16 protein-coding genes are annotated in these 18310 nt (G+C 63.4%); 9 read left to right on the top strand and 7 right to left on the bottom strand.

Annotated features, from left to right (window positions below):
• The first annotated feature begins 5 nt into the window (after nucleotides 1-5).
• Both M5C71_RS02705 and adhP read left to right on the top strand, forming a co-directional pair.
• The gene (locus tag M5C71_RS02705; protein WP_103499070.1) at nucleotides 6-1442 is read left to right on the top strand and encodes an NAD(P)(+) transhydrogenase (Re/Si-specific) subunit beta; all 1437 of its coding nucleotides are present in this window, start codon (nucleotides 6-8) and stop codon (nucleotides 1440-1442) included.
• Between the two features lie 79 nt (nucleotides 1443-1521).
• A complete protein-coding gene (gene adhP, locus M5C71_RS02700; protein ID WP_177098922.1) occupies nucleotides 1522-2556 on the top strand; it encodes an alcohol dehydrogenase AdhP in 1035 nt (344 codons plus the stop codon).
• Here adhP and M5C71_RS02695 read toward each other — a convergent pair.
• Together M5C71_RS02695 and M5C71_RS02690 are read right to left on the bottom strand one after the other, a co-directional pair.
• Nucleotides 2543-5668, bottom strand: coding sequence for an efflux RND transporter permease subunit (locus tag M5C71_RS02695; RefSeq protein ID WP_248767138.1), 3126 nt, complete (start codon nucleotides 5666-5668; stop codon nucleotides 2543-2545). The two genes, adhP and M5C71_RS02695, sit on opposite strands and share 14 nt — an antisense overlap.
• Before the next feature lie 2 nt (nucleotides 5669-5670).
• Nucleotides 5671-6828, bottom strand: coding sequence for an efflux RND transporter periplasmic adaptor subunit (locus tag M5C71_RS02690; RefSeq protein WP_103499073.1), 1158 nt, complete (start codon nucleotides 6826-6828; stop codon nucleotides 5671-5673).
• 154 nt (nucleotides 6829-6982) lie between these two features.
• Between M5C71_RS02690 and M5C71_RS02685 the strand changes: the two genes are divergently transcribed.
• Nucleotides 6983-7684 (top strand): response regulator transcription factor, encoded by a 702-nt coding sequence (locus tag M5C71_RS02685; RefSeq protein WP_103499074.1) that lies wholly within the window; start codon nucleotides 6983-6985, stop codon nucleotides 7682-7684.
• Nucleotides 7685-7688: 4 nt separating this feature from the next.
• Nucleotides 7689-8993 (top strand): ATP-binding protein, encoded by a 1305-nt coding sequence (locus M5C71_RS02680; RefSeq protein ID WP_248767137.1) that lies wholly within the window; start codon nucleotides 7689-7691, stop codon nucleotides 8991-8993.
• Nucleotides 8994-9017: 24 nt separating this feature from the next.
• Here M5C71_RS02680 and rarD read toward each other — a convergent pair whose 3' ends face one another.
• From rarD to M5C71_RS02665, 3 genes are read right to left on the bottom strand one after another with little or no spacing between them, the layout of a single operon-like run.
• Nucleotides 9018-9899: an EamA family transporter RarD gene (rarD, locus tag M5C71_RS02675; protein WP_248767136.1), complete on the bottom strand. Its 882-nt coding sequence runs from the start codon at nucleotides 9897-9899 to the stop codon at nucleotides 9018-9020.
• 7 nt (nucleotides 9900-9906) lie between these two features.
• Nucleotides 9907-10881 (bottom strand): class I SAM-dependent methyltransferase, encoded by a 975-nt coding sequence (locus M5C71_RS02670; protein WP_248767478.1) that lies wholly within the window; start codon nucleotides 10879-10881, stop codon nucleotides 9907-9909.
• Between the two features lie 48 nt (nucleotides 10882-10929).
• Nucleotides 10930-11331, bottom strand: coding sequence for a RidA family protein (locus tag M5C71_RS02665; RefSeq protein WP_248767135.1), 402 nt, complete (start codon nucleotides 11329-11331; stop codon nucleotides 10930-10932).
• Between the two features lie 253 nt (nucleotides 11332-11584).
• Here M5C71_RS02665 and M5C71_RS02660 point away from each other — a divergent pair, with 253 nt between their 5' ends.
• From M5C71_RS02660 to M5C71_RS02650, 3 genes are read left to right on the top strand one after another with little or no spacing between them, the layout of a single operon-like run.
• Nucleotides 11585-12904 (top strand): MFS transporter, encoded by a 1320-nt coding sequence (locus M5C71_RS02660; RefSeq protein WP_248767134.1) that lies wholly within the window; start codon nucleotides 11585-11587, stop codon nucleotides 12902-12904.
• A gap of 27 nt (nucleotides 12905-12931) precedes the next feature.
• Nucleotides 12932-13684: an Asp/Glu racemase gene (locus tag M5C71_RS02655; protein WP_103499078.1), complete on the top strand. Its 753-nt coding sequence runs from the start codon at nucleotides 12932-12934 to the stop codon at nucleotides 13682-13684.
• Nucleotides 13685-13743: 59 nt separating this feature from the next.
• Nucleotides 13744-14628, top strand: a complete 885-nt coding sequence (locus M5C71_RS02650) for a LysR substrate-binding domain-containing protein (protein WP_177098925.1) — start codon at nucleotides 13744-13746, stop codon at nucleotides 14626-14628.
• Nucleotides 14629-14651: 23 nt separating this feature from the next.
• Here M5C71_RS02650 and M5C71_RS02645 read toward each other — a convergent pair whose 3' ends face one another.
• Both M5C71_RS02645 and M5C71_RS02640 read right to left on the bottom strand, forming a co-directional pair.
• A complete protein-coding gene (locus M5C71_RS02645) occupies nucleotides 14652-16094 on the bottom strand; it encodes a SulP family inorganic anion transporter (RefSeq protein WP_248767133.1) in 1443 nt (480 codons plus the stop codon).
• Between the two features lie 82 nt (nucleotides 16095-16176).
• On the bottom strand, nucleotides 16177-17043 hold the full coding sequence (locus M5C71_RS02640) for a LysR substrate-binding domain-containing protein (RefSeq protein WP_248767132.1): 867 nt from the start codon (nucleotides 17041-17043) through the stop codon (nucleotides 16177-16179).
• 109 nt (nucleotides 17044-17152) lie between these two features.
• On the opposite strand from M5C71_RS02640, the gene M5C71_RS02635 reads away from it, so the two are divergent.
• Nucleotides 17153-17527 (top strand): tautomerase family protein, encoded by a 375-nt coding sequence (locus tag M5C71_RS02635; RefSeq protein WP_248767131.1) that lies wholly within the window; start codon nucleotides 17153-17155, stop codon nucleotides 17525-17527.
• A 94-nt stretch (nucleotides 17528-17621) separates the two neighbouring features.
• The gene (locus tag M5C71_RS02630) at nucleotides 17622-18308 is read left to right on the top strand and encodes a GNAT family N-acetyltransferase (RefSeq protein ID WP_248767130.1); all 687 of its coding nucleotides are present in this window, start codon (nucleotides 17622-17624) and stop codon (nucleotides 18306-18308) included.
• Nucleotides 18309-18310 lie beyond the last annotated feature (2 nt).

Genomic DNA, 18310 nt, shown 5'->3' with positions numbered 1-18310 from the left:
TGAGCATGCTGATTATGACTTCGCAATGGCTGATCGGGCTGGTGTATCTCGGCGCGGCCTTTTTATTGATCTTCGGGTTGTGGCGGATGTCCTCGCCGGTCACGGCAGCGGGCGGCATTCATGTGGCCGGCTGGGGCATGCTGGCCGCGGTGATAGTGAGTTTTCTCTACGTATTTTCCGTGAGTGAAGCGGCCAGGCCGCAACTGCCGGTCAACGTCTGCCTGGCGCTCCTTGCCCTGTTGCTGGGCGGCGGGGCGGCGTGGTGGAGTGGACGCAAGGCGGCCATGACCGCCATGCCGCAGATGGTGGCGATCTACAACGGCATGGGCGGCGGGGCAGCGGCGGCCATTGCCGCCATGGAGTTGTTCGGGCATCGGGTTTTCGATCTCTCGTCGTTGGCGGGCACCTTGTTTGGCGCCCTGATCGGTGCGATCTCCTTGTCCGGCTCCCTGATCGCCTGGGCCAAGCTGGACGGTCGCCTGAACAAGCCATTACGCATGAAAGGGCTGCAACTGATCAACGCCCTGTTGATGCTGGTGACCCTGGGGGTGGGCGCCTGGTTGATGCTGCTCATGCAAGACGCAGGTGGTGCGCCGGGCAATGTCCTCTGGTTGATCGGCGTGTTCTTCGGCTGTGCCTTGCTGTTCGGCGTGTTGATGACACTGCCCATCGGCGGTGCCGATATGCCGGTGGTCATTTCCATCTACAACGCCTTCACCGGCCTGGCGGTCGGCCTCGAGGGTTTCGTGTTGCAGGTCCCGGCGATGATGATCGCCGGCATGCTGGTCGGCGCCGCTGGCGTGCTGCTCACATTGCTGATGGCAAAAGCGATGAATCGCTCGGTCGCTCATGTGCTCTTTGCCCGTTTTGGCGACCAGCCCACTCGCAAGGGAACCGCCATCTCGGGCGAGCTCAAGCCGACAGCGGCAAGCGATGCAGGCGTGGCGATGCGTTACGCGAACAAGGTCATCATCGTTCCGGGCTATGGCCTGGCGGTCGCCCAGGGCCAACAAAAGCTCTATGAGTTCGTGAAATTGCTGCAGGCGCACGGGGTGCTGGTGAAGTTCGCCGTGCACCCGGTGGCGGGGCGCATGCCGGGACAAATGGACGTGTTACTGGCCGAGGCCGGGGTGCCCTACGATCTGATTTTCCAATTGGAAGATATCAATAGCGACTTTCCCGACACCGATATGGTGTTGGTGATCGGTGCCAACGATGTGGTCAACCCCGCCGCGCGCAGCGACAAGTCGTCGCCGATCTATGGCATGCCGATTCTCGATGTCGATAAGGCCCATCATGTCTACGTGGTCAAGCGCGGGGAGGGCAAGGGCTATGCCGGTATCCAGAATCAGCTGTTTTACGGAGAAAACTGCAACATGGTTTACGGCGATGCACAGGCCGTGCTGGTCAAGATGATCGAGGCGGTCAGGGGCTTGGCCTGAGTGATCGGTCGATATTTGTTTTCCTGTTTGCCTGGCAGCGGCCAGACGAGCAACCACCACTCTGAAGAAGGGGCGTCCGATGGAAGGTAAAATGTTGGCGGCTGTTGTCGAAGCGTTTGGAAAACCATTGGTTATCCGGCATCTGGACGTCCCGACAGCCGGACCGGGGATGATCCTGGTCAAGGTCGAAGCTTGCGGTGTGTGTCACACCGATTTGCATGCGGCGCGAGGCGATTGGCCACTCAAGCCAGGGCTGCCCTTTACCCCCGGGCATGAGGGCATCGGCACGGTGGTGGCGCTGGGCAGCGGCGTCACCGCGGTACAATTGGGCGAGCGCGTGGGGGTGCCGTGGCTTTATTCGGCCTGTGGTCATTGCGAGTATTGCCTCCAGGCCTGGGAAACCGTGTGCGCGCAAGCCGAGTTTGGTGGCTACACACGCAACGGCGGATTCGCCGAGTACATCCTGGCGGATCCGGAATATGTCGCGCATATACCGGCGTCGCTGGATCCTTGTGAGGCGGCACCGATCATTTGTGCCGGGGTGACGAGCTACAAGGGCATCAAGGAGGCCGATGTCCGTCCGGGGCAGTGGATGGTTATTTCCGGTATTGGCGGATTGGGCCATCTGGCGGTCCAGTACGCCAAGGCCATGGGGCTGCGGGTGTGTGCCGTGGACATCGACGAGCGCAAATTGGCCCATGCCACCGAACTGGGCGCTGACGCCGTGGTGAATGCCAAGGGCGACGATGCAGTGGCCGCGGTGATTGCCGCCACTGACGGCGGCGCCCATGGGGTGCTGATCACCGCGCCGTCGCTCGGGGCGTTCAAGCAGGGGGTGGCGATGACCCGCAAGCTCGGCACCTGCGTCCTGGTCGGCCTGCCGCCGGGCGACTTTCCCATGGATTTGTTCGGGGTGGTCGCCAATTGCATCACGGTACGCGGTTCGTTCGTGGGTAATCGCCAGGACATGGCCGAGGCCCTGGCATTTGCCGCCCAAGGCAAGGTCAAGGCGGATATCGAGCGCCAGCCGCTGTCGGCGATCAACCAGGTCTTCGAGCGGCTGGAAAAGGGCGATGTGGCCGCCAGAGTGGTGATTGATTTCACTCTGGATTGATCGGGGTGGTGGTGGTGGTGGTGGTGGTGGTGCCGCTGACCAGTTTCATCACCACCACAAAAAACACCGGCACAAACATCACCGCCAGCGTCGCCGTGATCATCCCGCCGATCACCCCGGTGCCGATGGCCTGCTGGCTCGCCGAGCTGGCGCCGGTGGCAATCGCCAGCGGCACCACGCCGAGGATAAACGCCAGGGACGTCATGATGATCGGGCGCAGGCGCAGGCGCGCTGCCTGCACCGTCGCATCCAGCAGATCATGACCCTCGTCGTAGAGACTCTTGGCGAACTCGATGATCAAAATCGCGTTCTTCGCCGACAGGCCGATGATGGTGATCAACCCCACCTTGAAGAACACATCGTTGGGCATCCCGCGCAAGGTCACTGCCAGCACCGCGCCAAGCACCCCCAGGGGCACGACCAGCAGCACCGAAGTCGGGATCGACCAGCTTTCATACAGCGCCGCCAGACAGAGGAACACCACCAGCAGCGACAGCCCCAGCAGCGTGGTTGCCTGGGAACCGGACAAACGCTCCTGCAACGACAAGCCGGTCCATTCCAGGCCCAACCCCGTCGGCAACTGCGTTACCAGCCGTTCCATCTCCGCCATTGCCTGCCCGGTGCTGCGCCCGGCCTTGGGCTCGCCGGAAATGGCAATTGCCGGATAACCGTTGTAGCGGGTCAGTTGCGCCGGGCCCTGGGTCCACTGCGCCTGGACAAAGGCCGACAACGGCACCATTTTTCCGTTGCTGTTGCGCACATTGATTTTCAGCAGATCGGCCACCTGGCTGCGTTGGTCGCCTTCGGCCTGGATCACCACCCGTTGCATGCGCCCCTGGTTCGGGAAGTCGTTGACATAGCTCGAGCCCAGGGCGGTGGAGAGCAGGGCACCGATATCGGCAAAGGACACCCCCAGGGCATTGGCCTGCTGGCGGTCGACCTCCAACTGCACCTGTGGCGCTTCGGCCAGGGCGCTTTCACGGACATTGGCCAGCACCGGGCTCTTCTCGGCCGCTTCCAGCAACTGGCTGCGAGCCTTCATCAGCGCCTCATGGCCGACGCCGCCGCGGTCCTGCAAGCGGAATTCGAAACCGCTGGAGGTGCCGAGGCCGTCCACCGGAGGCGGCAGGATGGCGTAGGCCACGGCGTCCTTGATCTCGCCCAACGCCAGGTTGGCGCGGTCGGCAATGGCTTGCGCCGAGTCCTTGGCACTACGCGCCGACCAGTCCTTCAGGGTGGTGAAGGCCAGGGCGGCGTTCTGCCCGCTGCCGGAGAAACTGAAGCCGAGGATCATGGTGGTGTCACCGACGCCCGGTTCCGTGGCGTTATGCGCCTCGATCTGCTCCACCACCTTGATCGTGCGGTTCTGGCTCGCCCCCGGTGGTAGCTGGATATCGGTGATGGTGTAGCCCTGGTCCTCCACCGGCAGGAACGAGGCGGGCAGGCGCATGAAGCACAACCCCAGCACGACCAGCAACAGGCCGTAGACCAGCAGGTAGCGGCCGCTGCGTTTCAGCGCATAGACCACCCAGCCTTCATATTTATTGCTCAGCTGTTCGAAACGCCGGTTGAACGTGCCGAAGAAACCGCCCTTGGCGTGATGTTCGCCCGGGGCAATCGGCTTGAGCAGGGTGGCGCACAAGGCTGGGGTCAGGGTCAGGGCGAGGAAGGCCGAGAACAGGATCGAGGTGGCCATGGACAGCGAGAACTGCTGGTAGATCACCCCCACCGAGCCCTGCATGAAGGCCATGGGAATAAACACCGCCACCAGCACCAGGGTGATGCCGACGATGGCGCCGCTGATCTGGCCCATGGCCTTGCGGGTGGCGTCCCGTGGCGACAACCCCTCGTTGGCCATGATCCGCTCGACGTTCTCCACCACCACAATGGCGTCGTCCACCAGGATGCCGATGGCCAGGACCATGCCGAACATGGTCAGCACGTTGATCGAGAAACCCAGGGCCAGCATGGTGGCGAAGGTGCCCATCAGCGCCACCGGCACCACCAGGGTCGGGATCAGGGTGTAGCGGATGTTCTGCAGGAACAGGAACATCACCGCGAACACCAGCAGCATGGCTTCGCCCAGGGTATAGATCACCTTGGTGATCGAGACCTTGACGAAGGGCGAGGTGTCGTAGGGGATCTTGTATTCGACCCCGGCCGGGAAGTAGCGCGACAACTCGTCGAGCTTGGCCCGCACCAGGGTGGCGGTGTGCAGGGCATTCGCTCCGGGGCTCAACTGCACGCTGAAGGCGGTGGACGGCTTGCCGTTCAGGCGGGTGCCGTACTGGTAGTCCTGGCTGCCGACTTCCACCCGGGCGACATCGCCGATGCGCACGCTGGAACCGTCGGGATTGGCCCGCAGGACGATATCGGCGAACTCCTTCGGCGTGCTCAGCTGGCCCTTGACCAGCACCGCCGCGTTGATTTCCTGGGTCGGGCGCGCCGGCAGGGCGCCGATGCTGCCCGCCGAGACCTGGGCGTTCTGCCCGGCCACGGCGGCGCTGACATCCGCCGGGGTCAGGTTGAAACCCACCAGCTTCTGCGGGTCGATCCAGATCCGCATGGCCCGTTCGGCGCCGTACAACTGGGCTTTGCCGACACCGTCGAGGCGCTTGATCTCGTTCATCACGTTGCGCGCCAGGTAGTCGCTGAGAGCGCTTTCGTCGTATTTGCCGTCACTGGAGGTGAGGGTGGCGAGCAGCAGGAAGCCGGCGGAAACCTTTTCCACCTGCAAGCCTTGCTGGGTCACGGCGGCGGGCAGGCGCGGCTCCACCGCTTTCAGGCGGTTCTGCACATCGACCTGGGCCATTTCCGGGTTGGTGCCGGGCTGGAAGGTCGCGGTGATGGTGGCGCTGCCCAGGCTGCTCTGGGACTCGAAATACAACAGGTGATCGGCACCGTTGAGCTCCTGCTCGATCAGGCTGACCACGCCTTGATCCACGGTCTGCGCCGAGGCGCCCGGGTAGACGGCGTAGATTTCCACCTTGGGCGGCGCGACGTTGGGGTACTGGGCCACTGGCAACTGCGGGATGGCCAGGGCACCGGCCAGCAGGATGAACAGGGCGACCACCCAGGCGAACACCGGCCGGTCGATAAAGAAATGCGGCATGCTCACTGTCCTTTGGACTGGGCGAGGGGAAGAGGGCTGTCGTCGACCTGCACCCGCTCGCCGGGCCGGGCGTGTTGCAGGCCCTCGACGACGATGCGTTGGCCGGCCTTGAGGCCGTCGGTGACGATCCAGCGATCGTTCTGCACCGCGCCCAACTGCACCGGCTGTTGGCTGATCCGCTGTTCGGCATCCACCAGCAGCACCTGGGCGATCCCGGCGCTGTCACGCTGGATGGCCCGTTGCGGCACGGTGATCGCTTCGCGGTTGACCGCTTGCTCGACGCGGACCCGGACGAAACTGCCGGGCAGCAGGTCGAGGTCCGGGTTGGGGAACTCGCTGCGCAGGATCACCTGGCCAGTGCCGGGGTCGACGCTGATATCGGTGAACAGCAACTTGCCCGGCAGCGGGTAGGCACTGCCGTCGTCCTGGATCAGCGTAGCCTTGGCCTGGTTCTGCCCGACCTGCTGCAACTGCCCGGCGCGCAGGGCGCGGCGCAGGTCATTCAGTTCGCGGGTCGACTGGGTCAGGTCGGCGTGGATCGGATTCAACTGCTGGATCAGCGCCAGGGCGGTGGTTTCGTTCTGGCCGACCAGGGCGCCTTCGGTTACCAGCGCACGGCCGATACGTCCGGAAATCGGCGCGGTGACGGTGGCGTAGCCAAGGTTGAGCCGGGCCCGCTGCACGGCGGCCTTGTTCGCGGCGACATCGGCGGCACTCTGGCGCGCGGCGGCTTCGGCGTTGTCGTAGTCCTGGCGGCTGACGGCGTTACTCTCCACCAGATCGCGGTAGCGCTGGTGTTGCAAGCGGGTCTGGAAGGCATTGGCCTCGGCCTTTTGCAGGCTGGCAACCGCACTGTCGAGGTCGGCCTTGAACGGCGCCGGGTCGATGCGGAACAACACGTCGCCCTGTTTCACGTCGCTGCCCTCACGAAACACCTGCTGCAGCACCACGCCGGCCACCCGCGCGCGGACTTCGGCGATGCGCGGCGCGGCGATGCGTCCGCTCAGTTCGCTATTGATCGACAGGCTTTGGCTCTTGAGGATCTCGACCCGAACCTTGGGCGGGGGCGGCGTTTGCGGGGCATTCGCGGATTTGTCACAGGCGCTCAGGGCCAGCGCCAGGGCTGACAGGCAGAGCGGGGCAAGCAGCTTCTTCAACATAACAGAGTCCCAATAATGGCCCCCGCATGCTAAGGGCCGTGGTCAAGCGGTGCTGTGAAGCTATGTAGGGCGTTGGTGAAAAAGTGTGAAGCTTCTGCTCTCGGACGTGCGTAGGCGTATATCCTTCACGGTTTTCCGCTTCGTAAATTTACCTATGCCTAACATTCTGCTGGTCGAAGACGACAGCGCCCTCAGTGAATTGATCGCCAGCTACCTGGAGCGCAACGGCTACCAGGTCAATGTGCTGGCCCGTGGCGACCAGGTGCGCGAGCGGGCGAAACAGACCCCGCCGGACCTGGTGATCCTCGACCTGATGCTGCCGGGCCTCGACGGCCTGCAGGTGTGCCGCCTGTTGCGCGCCGATTCGGCGACGCTGCCGATCCTGATGCTCACCGCCCGTGATGACAGCCATGATCAGGTACTGGGCCTGGAGATGGGCGCCGACGACTATGTGACCAAACCCTGCGAACCCCGGGTATTGCTGGCCCGGGTACGGACCCTGCTGCGCCGTAGCAGCCTGGCCGATCCGCAGGTGGCCAGCGACCGGATCCTGATGGGCAACCTGTGCATCGACCTCTCGGAACGCACCGTGACCTGGCGCGAACAGCCGGTGGAGCTGTCCAGCGGCGAATACAACCTGCTGGTGGTGCTGGCCCGGCATGCCGGCGAAGTGCTCAGTCGCGACCAGATCCTCCAGCGCCTGCGCGGCATCGAGTTCAACGGCACCGACCGTTCGGTGGACGTGGCGATTTCCAAGTTGCGCCGCAAGTTCGACGACCATGCCGGCGAGGCGCGCAAGATCAAGACCGTCTGGGGCAAGGGTTACCTGTTCAGCCGCTCCGAATGGGAGTACTGAAACCATGCTGAAGATCCTGGTGCGGCTGTACCTGATCACCATCGTCACCTTCAGTGCGGCGATCTATCTGGTGCCCGAGCTGGTGATCGGGGTCTTCCACGAACGTTTCATGCGCTACAACATGGACCAGTCGCGGGGCTTGCAGAGCCTGCTGATCGAACAGTTTCGCCAGGTACCGAAAGAACAGTGGCCGGCAATGGCCACGCGCCTGGACCAGCGCTTCGGACCCTTGCAGGTCAGCTTGACCCGTGTCGATGACCCGAGCTTCAGCGCGCCGGAGCAACAGCGCCTGCACGGCGGTGAGGATGTGCTTCGCCTCGGCGAGTGGGGCACCCGGACCCTGGCGGTGTCGCCGCTGGATGAGCAATGGGCGGTGGCGTTGCAAGTCCCGCCCGACCCGCTGGACGTGAACCTGTTGTACTGGAGCATGAACGTACTGATCGGTGCCGCGTTGCTGGCCTGCCTGCTGTTCTGGCTGCGCCCGCACTGGCGCGACCTGGAACGTCTCAAGCAGACCGCTCGGCGCCTTGGCCAGGGGCAGTTGAGCGAACGCACGAATATCCCGCCACGCTCCAATATCGGCGAGCTGGCGGCGGTGTTCGACACCATGGCCGGCGATGTCGAAGGCCTGCTCAACCAGCAGCGTGATTTGCTCAACGCGGTGTCCCACGAACTGCGGACACCCTTGACCCGCCTCGACTTCGGCCTGGCCCTGGCCTTGTCCGAGGATCTGCCGCCGGCGTCCCGCGAGCGCCTGCAAGGGCTGGTGGCGCATATCCGCGAGTTGGACGAGCTGGTGTTGGAATTGCTGTCCTATAGCCGTTTGCAGAACCCGGCCCGATTGCCGGATCGGGTCATGGTCTCGCTGGACGAGTTCGTCGACAGTATCCTCGGCAGTTTCGACGAGGAGCTGGAAGCCCCGGACACCGTGCTGGACGTCTTGATGCACGGTTCGCTGGACCGTTTTGTGCTGGACCCGCGCCTGACCGCGCGGGCGGTACAGAACCTCTTGCGCAATGCCATGCGTTATTGCGAGCGGCGGATCCAGATTGGCGTCAGGGTCAACCCGGAAGGTTGCGAGCTGTGGGTCGATGACGACGGCATTGGCATTCCCGAGCCGGATCGGGAGCGGATTTTCGAGCCGTTCTATCGCCTGGACCGCAGTCGCGATCGTGCCACCGGCGGCTTTGGCCTGGGCCTGGCCATCAGCCGGCGGGCGCTGGAAGCCCAGGGCGGCACCCTGACCGCTGAGCAATCGCCGCTGGGTGGGGCGCGTTTCCGCTTGTGGTTGCCGACCGTGGCCTGCTAGAGCAGCTTCGCTGCTGCGGCTGGATTACTTGCGCCGCTGCTTGACCAGGCGCTTTACCCCTTCCAGCACCAATACCGCCACCGCCAGCCAGATCGGCAGGTAGGTCAACCATTCTCCCGGTCCGATGCTTTCCCCCAGCAACAGGGCGACGATCACCAGCAGCACGGGTTCCACATACCCCAGCAGCCCGAACAGTCCGAAGGCCAGCATCCGGCTCGCCAACAGGTAGCAGATCAGTGCGGCGGTACTGATCACCCCCAGCAAGGGAATCAGGGCATACAGCACCGGCCGTTGGCTGACCACGGCAAAGCCCTGTTCGCCGTGTTGTACGAACCACCACGCCACCGGCAGCAGCAACATCATCTCGAACCAGAGTCCGCCCAGGTTGTGGGTGGCGTTGCGCCGACGCAACACGAAGTAGATCGGATAGCCGATGGCTACCAGCAGGGTGGTCCAGGAAAAGCTGCCGACCCGGTACAACTCGTTGAGTACGCCACAGAGGGCGAGCAGGGCGGCCACGGTCTGCAGCCGCGACAGGCGTTCGCCGTAGACGATGCGGCCGGTGAGCACCATGGTCAGCGGCAAGAGGAAGTAGCCCAGGGATACATCCAGGCTATGCCCGTTGAGCGGTGCCCAGAGGAACACCCAAAGCTGTAAACCGAGCAGTGCCGAAGACAACAGCAATTTGAGCAGCAGCAGTGGCTGCTGCCGCACTCGGACGAGGATCGCGGGGACCAGCTTCCAGTCTCCGGATACCAGCATGAACACCGTCATGCAAGGCGCGGTCAGGAGCATTCGCCAACCGAAGATCTCCTCGCCGTTGAGGGGCGCGAGCAGAGACGTATAGAAATACATGATGGCGAACAGGCAGGACGCCAACACCGATAAAACGATACCTCTGGACACAACAGCCTCACGCAACGGTGGATTCGGTTTTTTCCGGCAGGATAGCACCCTGCTTGAACAACAAGGCCTTCAACCCGCTTTCAGCGTCGATATCGGGGAACTCCGGCGGATTGTCCAGGCGGCGTTCGAACAGCATGCCCGGCGCTTCGCGGGTCACGCCATCGATCAGGAAGTCCGAACCCACGGCCGGATCGTTCATACAGGCGAGGACCCGGCCGTCGGCGCTGAGCAGTTCCGGCAGACGGCGCAAGACCCGCTGGTAATCCTTGCTCAACAGGAAGCTGCCTTTCTGGAAGGACGGCGGGTCGATGATCACCAGATCAAACGGGCCGCTGCTGATGACCTTGCCCCAGGACTTGAACAGGTCGTGGCCGAGAAAGCCGACCTTGCCCAGGTCGTGGCCGTTCAGGCGATGATTGTCGCGCCCACGGCTCAGGGCCGCGCGGGACATATCCAGGTTGAGCACATGGGCGGCCCCGCCGGCGAGCGCCGCCACGGAAAAACCGCAGGTGTAGGCGAACAGGTTCAGCACCCGCTTGCCCTGGGCATTGGCCCGCACCCAGTCGCGGCCGAAGCGCATATCGAGAAACAGGCCGTTGTTCTGTTTCTTGCCCAGGTCGACCTGATAGCGCAGGCCGCCTTCGGTAATGACCCATTCCTCAATGGCCTGGCCCACCAGCCATTCGGCGGGGCTCAGGGGCAGGTAACGATGGTGCAGCAATAAAGTGTGTGCACCGCTGGCCAGCCAAGTGGGTGACTGGCTGATCTCCATCAGCAAGTTCTTGAGGGCCTGCAGTTGCTCGGGCTCCGGCTCCTTGAACAGCGACACCAGCACCACGCCCTGCAGCCAGTCGACGGTCAGTTGCTCCAGTCCCGGCCAGCAGCGGCCCCGGCCGTGGAACAGGCGCCGGGTTTCCGCGGGGGCGGCCGCCAGGGCCGTGAGCAGGTGAGTGTGGAGGGTGGACAAGGCGTCGGGGTTCATCAGGCGGTGCCGGCAAGGAAAAAGGGCCGGCATTCTAACCCTATCCGTCTATTTCGCTGTGGGTTGTACCGCCACGCATTTGATTTCCACCAGCAGCCCCGGGTGGGCCAACTCCGTTACGCCGACGCAGGTCCAGGCGCACCGGCCCCTGGGGAACACCCGGTTCTTGACCTCGCGGAATACCGCCATGTGCCGGGACATGTGCACGTGGTAGGTGGTCATCTCGACCACATCCTCGAAGGTACAACCGCCGGCGGCCAGCACCAGGCGCAGGTTTTCCCAGGCCGCCGCGAACTGCCGGGCGGGATCCTCGATGACCTCCAGTTGCGGCGTGCGGCCCACCTGGCCCGCGCAGTAGAGCGTGGCGCCGACCTTTACGGCAGGTGCATAACCCGCGCGTTCGGCAATCAGGGTCATGGATTCCGGGATGATGATTTCACGGTCAGTCATTGCGTGCTCCGCCACATTCACAAGAGCGCCGAGGGTAGCGTATTGCCACGCCGGTGTGCCGTTCAGCGACGTTGTGCCGCATGAAACGACCCTTGCTGCCTGCTTCGATCTGCCATCGCCATCCGCGATGGCAGGCTCGCCAATGCCTGATATACGCCTCAATGGGCCCTTATTAAGATCGGCTTCACCTGAACAGTCGTTTGTTGGTGGACGACCTTCTAAAAATAATAAATTGGCTCCATGAGGTTCCTCCATGAAAAACCTGGCTTCCACGGTCACGGCCGATGCTGTTCCGGTAGACGCTGACGGTAAGCTCAGCAGCTCCCAGCGCTATGTCACCCTGGGTGGCTCATGGGCCGCCTGGCTGTTTGATGCACTGGATGCGACGGTTTTCGGTTTTGTGCTGCTGGCGATCGCCAAGACCTTCTCCGTCGGCCTGAACGACGTGGTCTCCACGGTGGCCTGGTTTCTGCTGGCAACCGGGATCGGCGGTTTTTTCCTCGGCAATATCTCCGACAAGATCGGCCGCAAGAAAACCATGATGCTCTCGGTGTTCGTCTATGGCAGTGGCACCTTGCTCTGCGGTTTTGCCGACAGTCTCTGGCAACTCAACCTGTTTCGCTTCTGCGTCGGCATCGCCGTCGGCGGCCTGTGGTCCGCGGCCGCGGCGCTGGTCTCGGAAATCTGGCCGCCGGCCGGGCGCGCCAAGGCCTTTGCGGTGATGCAGACCGGCTGGTCGGCCGGCGGCCTGCTGGCGGCGATTTTTGCCTGGAGCTTTCTCGACGCCAGCAACCCCGAATCATGGCGCAAGCTGTTTATCTATGCCTCGATCCCGGCCTATTTCACCCTGGTGTTCATCTGGCTGTTCGTCAAGGAGTCGCCGGTCTGGCTGGCCAACCGCGAGTTCATGCGGCGTAACGCCGACAAGGGCCGCCTGATGGAAATCTTCGGGGCTCAGTACCTGAAAGTGACCTTGCTGGGCCTGAGCATTTCGGTGCTGGGCATGTACGGCTACTGGATCATCACCACCTTCATGCCGGCTTATCTGCAGAACATCCTCAACGTGCGCATCGATCAGGCGCCGGTGTTCGTGATCTGGATCGGTATCGGCGCGACCATCGGTTACCTGGCCTACGGCTATCTGGCGGAAAAAATCGGCCGCCGCCTGGCATTCGCGATCTTCTTTGCCGGCATGGCGATCATGGTGCCGGTGTTCGCCTACTCGGCGACCCTGATGCCATTGACCGACGGCAAGCTGCTGTTCACCAGTGGCAACGTGCTTACCCTGGGTTCGCTGGCGGCACTGCTGGGTTTCTTCACCGGTTACTTCAGTGGCTTCGGTGCCTGGTACTCGGAACTCTTCCCGACCAGCATCCGCTCCACCGCCTCGGGCTTCTGCTTCAACTTCGGTCGGGTCGGCGCCATTGCCGGGATCAAGCTGGTGCCGGTGCTGATTCCGCAGATCGGCTTCACCGCGACCATTTCTCTCGCCTCTGTTTCCTATGCCATCGCCGCGCTCATGGTGTTCACGCTGCAGGAAACCAAAGGCGTCCAACTTACCAGCGGCAACTGATCCGCCCCCTTGATAGAGAACCGACCCATGAAAAACTTCCGAATCGGCCAGATTGTGCCCAGTTCCAATACCACCATGGAAACCGAGATCCCGGCGATGTTGACCTCGCGCTACTCGCTGTTTCCCGAGGAGCACTTCACGTTCCACTCCTCGCGTATGCGCATGATGCACGTCAGTCCCGAAGAGCTGAAAAAGATGGATATCGACAGCGATCGCTGCGCGCTGGAGCTCAGCGATGCACGGGTCGATGTCATGGCTTATGCCTGCCTGGTGGCGATCATGTGCCAGGGCGCGGGTTACCACAAAGTCTCCCAGGAGCGCCTGGGCAAGACCGTCGCCGGCAACCACTCGAACGCCCCGGTGCTGAGTTCCGCCGGCGCGCTGATCGACAGCCTGAACCTGCTCGAATACAAGAAGGTCTCGATCATCACGCCGTATATGAAGCCCCTGACCCAGCAGGTCATCGACTATATCGAGGCGGCCGGGATCGAAGTGGTCGACTCCATCAGCCTGGAAGTCTCCGATAACCTGGCGGTCGGTCGCCTGGACCCGATGAACCTGGTGGCCCACGCCGACAAGCTGAATATCGGCCAGGCCGACGGCGTGGTGCTGTCGTGCTGCGTGCAGATGCCCTCGCTGCCGGCGATCCAGATCGTCCAGGATCGTCTCGACAAGCCGGTGCTGTCGGCGTCGGTGGCAACGGTCTACCAGATGCTGAAACATCTCGGCCTCAAGGCCCAGGTGCCGAACGCCGGGCATCTGTTGTCCGGGGCGTTCTGAGTCGGCAGCGGACGGGGTACTATGGGCGCCACTCAGGCCCGTATGCCCCGGTACCGCCCATGAAGCTCGATCCCGTCTCCTTGCGACTCTTTGTCAGTGTCATCGAAGAGGGCACCATTGCCGCCGCCGCCAAGCGCGAACATATCGCCGCGGCGGCGGTGAGCAAGCGGCTCAGCGAGCTGGAAGAGCTGCTCGAGTCGAAACTGCTCAATCGCACCAACAAGGGCATCACCCCCACCGACGCCGGGCTGTCGCTGCTGTTCATGGCCCGCAGTGCGCTGAACAACCTCAACGAAATCGTCGTGCAGATGCGCGATTACTCCCATGGTCGGCGTGGCTCGGTGCATGTCCTGGCCAATATCTCGGCCATCACCCAGTTCATGCCGGGGCTGGTCAAGTCCTTCATGACCGCGTACCCGCTGATCAATATCAGCCTGGAAGAACAGCAGAGCCTGGCGATTACCAAGGCGGTGGCGGAAAACCGTGCCGAGATCGGCATTTTCACCCGTCTTCCCCATGGCGCGGATATCGAAGTCTTCCCGTTCCGCAGCGACCGGCTGGTGCTGCTGGTGCCCGACGATCACCCGTTGGCGGCGCGGGAGTCGGTCAGCTTCGGTGAGACCCTGGATTATGAATGCGTCGCCTTGCGCAGCGGCACCCACCTCAATTTCCAGCTGATCAAGGCCGCCAACGACCTGGGCCGCTCGTTGAAAATCCGCATGGAAGTGTCCAGCTACGACGCGCTGTGCCTGATGGTGCAGGCCGGGGTGGGCATCGGCATCATGCCGCAGGGCAGCGTGGGGATTTACAACCTGAGCGGGACCCGGGTGGTCGGACTCGACGAGACCTGGGCCTGCCGTGAACTCAGTGTCTGTGTGAGGTCGCGCGAGGCGCTGTCGGTCGCCGCGGGACTGTTTCTCGAGCACCTGATCGCGCAGCGCTGAGCCTCAGCGCTGCGCGGCGGGGCTTATTGGTGCGCGCCGGCGCGCTTGAGCAGGCGCTTGCAACGTTCGGACAGGTGAAAAACCTGCAGGTGCTTGCCGGCCTTCTCGTAGCGCTCGCGCAGGGTCTTCAAGGCGGCAATGGCCGAGTAGTCGACGAAGTTCAGGTGGCGGCAGTCGAGGGTCACCTGGGCGGGGTCGTTGGCCGGGTCGAACTGATTGAGAAAGGGCGCCGTGGAGGCAAAGAACAGGGTGCCATGGAGGCGGTAAATCTTGCTGCCGTCGGCCTCCAGATGGCTGTCGGCGTACAGCTCCCGGGCCTGCTGCCAGGCGAAGTTGAGCGCGGCGACGACGATCCCGCAGAGCACGGCGGTGGCGAGGTCGGTGAACACGGTGATGACGGTCACCGCGAGGATCACCAACACGTCATTCAGCGGCACCTTGTTCAGGACCCGTAGCGAGGCCCAGGCAAAGGTCTGTTGCGCAACCACGAACATGACGCCGACCAGGGCCGCCAGCGGGATACGCTCGATAAAGGGTGAGAGGAACAGGATAAACAGCAGGATCATCACCCCGGCGACGATCCCGGACAGCCGGCCGCGGCCACCGGAACTGAGGTTGATCACGGTCTGGCCGATCATGGCGCAGCCGCCCATGCCGCCGAACAGGCCGGAAACCATATTGGCCACGCCCAATGCCGCGCACTCGCGATCCGGGTAGCCGCGGCTTTCGGTGATCTCGTCGGTCAGGTTCAGGGTCAGCAGGGTTTCCAGCAGACCGACCATGGCCATCAGGAACGCGTAGGGGGCGACGATCCGCAGGGTTTCCAGGTTCCATGGCAGTTGCGGCAGGGCCAGCACCGGCAGGCCACCGGCAATATGCGCCATATCGCCGAGGGTACGGGTCGGCAGGTCGAGCAGGTACACCGCCAGGCCCACGCCAAGGATCGCCACCAGTGCCGGCGGCACGCTGCGGGTCAGGCGCGGTAGCAGGTAGACGATGGCCATGGTCAGCAGCACCAGCCCGCTCATCAGGTACAGCGGCTTGCCACTCAGCCAGGTTTCGCCGCTCTTGAAGTGTTCCAGCTGGGCCAGGGCGATGATGATCGCCAGGCCGTTGACGAAACCGAGCATCACCGGGTGCGGCACCATGCGCACCAGCTTGCCCAGCCGCAGCAGGCCGAAGGCGAGCATGATCAGCCCGCCCAGCAGCACGGTGGCGAGCAGGTACTGCACGCCGTGTTGCACCACCAGCGCGACGATCACCACGGCCATCGACCCGGCGGCGCCGGAGATCATGCCCGGACGTCCACCCAACAAGGCGGTCAGGGTGCAGATGATAAAGGCGCCGTACAAGCCCATCAGCGGATTGAGGTGGGCAACCAGGGCGAAGGCGATGCATTCGGGCAGCAGGGCGAAGGCGGTGGTCAGTCCGGCCAGGGCGTCGGCGCGCAGGCGTTGGGGTTTCATGGCGTACCTGAAAGACGAACCGGCAGCACCGGCGGCGAAAAGAAGGGGGCGGATGGTACGCAATTGAATGGGCGGCGGCCAGTTAGCGCAGTTCGGCGAGGCTTGCCTGGATCAACTCGGACAGCTGTCGTACCGCCGCTGTCGGCGCCGCCACGGCCTGGTGCAGGACATAACCGAGCGTGGGCAGCGCCGGCAGGCTTTCAATCAGCGCAAGCTGAGGGGGCAGGCCGATGCGGGTACGTAAAGTGATACCGAGTCCGGCCGATACGGCGGCCCAGATGCCACTGACACTCGGGCTGGTCAGCACCATTCGCCAGGGGATACGCGCCTGGTCCAGGGCCTTGGTTGCCGCGCTGCGCAAAATGCATGGCGCATCGAAGACCACCAGGGGCAAAGGCAGGCTGTCGGCAGGAGAGGGCGCCGGCAACTCGCGCGAGCCGATCCAGTGCATCTGCGTTTCACCGAGGCGCGTGGCGTGCGGGGTGCTGGCGCCGGCTTCCCAGGCCAGCGCCAGGTCCAGGCGGCCATTCTCGATCATCGATAACAGCTCGGCATTGCGGGCGATGCTGACCTCAAGGCTGACCAGTGGGTGGACCCTGGAAAAACGCCGCAGCACGTCGCTGAGCAGATGTTCGGCGAAATCATCCTGCAAGCCGATGCGCACCGTGCCTTCGATACGGGCGCCTTGCAGACGGCTGAAGATCTCGTCGTTCAGTTCCAGCAGACGCCGGGCATGGCTGAGCAGGGATTCGCCCGCCGCCGAGAGGATCAGGCCGCGCCCCGACTTTACCAGCACGGCGCTGCCGACCTGGCTTTCGAGCTTCTTCAGTTGGGCACTGACCGCCGAGGTCGAGCGCCCCAGGCGTTCGGCGGCCTTGGCGAAGCTGCCAAGCTCGACACCGGTGACAAAGGTGCGCAGTACATCCAGGTCGAAGGTGGGGTGACGCACGAGTAATCATCCACTTATTCGGGATTGTGGGTTCTATCTAATCTGATATTCGGAACTATCGTCGCTGGTTAACCTGCCTCCGTCAAATCAACGCTTTGTTGGAGGTTGTATGCCTTTTGCCCGTATTTCCCTGCATCGGGGCAAGTCCCCCGAGTACCTTCGCCGATTGTCCGAGGAGCTGCATGAGGCCCTGGTGGAAAGTTTCGAGGTACCGCCTACCGATCGCTTCCAGGTGATTCATCAGCACGAGGTGGGCGAGCTGATCTTCGATCGCGACTACCTGGGCGGGCCGCGCAGCGAGGACTTTGTGCTGATTGCGATTACCGCCGGGCGCATCAGGGATACCACGACGAAACAGTGCTTTTATCGGCGGTTGGTAGAGCGGCTGAGTGTGGCGCCGGGGATTGATCCTGAGGATGTCATGGTGGTGATCAGCACCACCCAGGCCGATGAGTGGTCGTTTGCGGGAGGGCGGGGTAACTGACACACCGCCTGACCCGGGCAAGACCGGTTATCATGCGCGGCCCTTCGCTGCCGACTGCCGAGGGTGCGCCTCAACCCTCGGAGCCCGATGTTCGATGTCCACGATCACCTTGTTTGAAACCCCGCCCCCGGAGTCGATCCATAGCCAGATCCAGCAGATGGTCGTGGATTACGTCACCGACGTCAGTCAGGTGGCTATTGCGCCGAGCAACCCGCTCTACAACCTGTATCAGTATGGCGTCGGTTATGAGGTGCATCTCTATATGCAGGCGATGGACGGCTCCAAGGGCCTGGCCGTCGAATTGATCGTGGCAACCGATGCCCGGGATCCCGAGAAGGTCATCGGTTTCCTGCTGTATTTACCGGTCAAGGATGATCCGCAAGCCTGCTCGATCGCTTATATGGCGGTGCGTGAAGGCCATCGGCGCCAGGGTGTGGCGCGTGCGATGTTGCAACCGATGCTCCAGCGCTATCCCCACGCGGAACTGGCCTGTGTCGTCGGCAAGGTACCAGTGTTCGAGGCCCTGGGTTTCCAGGTGCTGGCCGTGCGCGGGCCGCAGGTATTGATGAATACCCGTGACCACGGTACGGACGGGCTGGTGGCGGTGCTGGATATCGCGCCGATCTATCGTTCCCTGGAGGTGCGACAGATTCATGCCTACCTGTTGCAACAACACGGCAAGCGCGCGATGGTCGACGCCGAGAAGCAGCGTGACCGCCAGCTCGACCAGATGACCCGCCACGCCAGGGCTTTTGTCCTGGAGCGGCTGGGCGACCATTGATA

The organism is Pseudomonas sp. MWU12-2345 (genome assembly GCF_023242385.1).
Classification (GTDB): Bacteria; Pseudomonadota; Gammaproteobacteria; order Pseudomonadales; family Pseudomonadaceae; genus Aquipseudomonas; species Aquipseudomonas gingeri_D.
The sequence above is the reverse complement of the archived record's forward strand: the minus strand, read 5'-3'. Positions and strand labels throughout refer to the sequence as shown.

What these genes read in the sequence shown, in the direction of transcription:
- M5C71_RS02645 (WP_248767133.1), bottom strand. Translation starts at nt 16,094, where the DNA reads ATGAAACCCCAACGCCTGCGCGCCGACGCCCTGGCCGGACTGACCACC.
- M5C71_RS02655 (WP_103499078.1), top strand. Translation starts at nt 12,932, where the DNA reads ATGAAAAACTTCCGAATCGGCCAGATTGTGCCCAGTTCCAATACCACC.
- M5C71_RS02660 (WP_248767134.1), top strand. Translation starts at nt 11,585, where the DNA reads ATGAAAAACCTGGCTTCCACGGTCACGGCCGATGCTGTTCCGGTAGAC.
- adhP (WP_177098922.1), top strand. Translation starts at nt 1,522, where the DNA reads ATGGAAGGTAAAATGTTGGCGGCTGTTGTCGAAGCGTTTGGAAAACCA.
- M5C71_RS02705 (WP_103499070.1), top strand. Translation starts at nt 6, where the DNA reads ATGCTGATTATGACTTCGCAATGGCTGATCGGGCTGGTGTATCTCGGC.
- M5C71_RS02685 (WP_103499074.1), top strand. Translation starts at nt 6,983, where the DNA reads ATGCCTAACATTCTGCTGGTCGAAGACGACAGCGCCCTCAGTGAATTG.
- M5C71_RS02680 (WP_248767137.1), top strand. Translation starts at nt 7,689, where the DNA reads ATGCTGAAGATCCTGGTGCGGCTGTACCTGATCACCATCGTCACCTTC.
- M5C71_RS02690 (WP_103499073.1), bottom strand. Translation starts at nt 6,828, where the DNA reads ATGTTGAAGAAGCTGCTTGCCCCGCTCTGCCTGTCAGCCCTGGCGCTG.
- M5C71_RS02635 (WP_248767131.1), top strand. Translation starts at nt 17,153, where the DNA reads ATGCCTTTTGCCCGTATTTCCCTGCATCGGGGCAAGTCCCCCGAGTAC.
- M5C71_RS02670 (WP_248767478.1), bottom strand. Translation starts at nt 10,881, where the DNA reads ATGAACCCCGACGCCTTGTCCACCCTCCACACTCACCTGCTCACGGCC.
- M5C71_RS02630 (WP_248767130.1), top strand. Translation starts at nt 17,622, where the DNA reads ATGTCCACGATCACCTTGTTTGAAACCCCGCCCCCGGAGTCGATCCAT.
- M5C71_RS02695 (WP_248767138.1), bottom strand. Translation starts at nt 5,668, where the DNA reads ATGCCGCATTTCTTTATCGACCGGCCGGTGTTCGCCTGGGTGGTCGCC.
- M5C71_RS02665 (WP_248767135.1), bottom strand. Translation starts at nt 11,331, where the DNA reads ATGACTGACCGTGAAATCATCATCCCGGAATCCATGACCCTGATTGCC.
- M5C71_RS02650 (WP_177098925.1), top strand. Translation starts at nt 13,744, where the DNA reads ATGAAGCTCGATCCCGTCTCCTTGCGACTCTTTGTCAGTGTCATCGAA.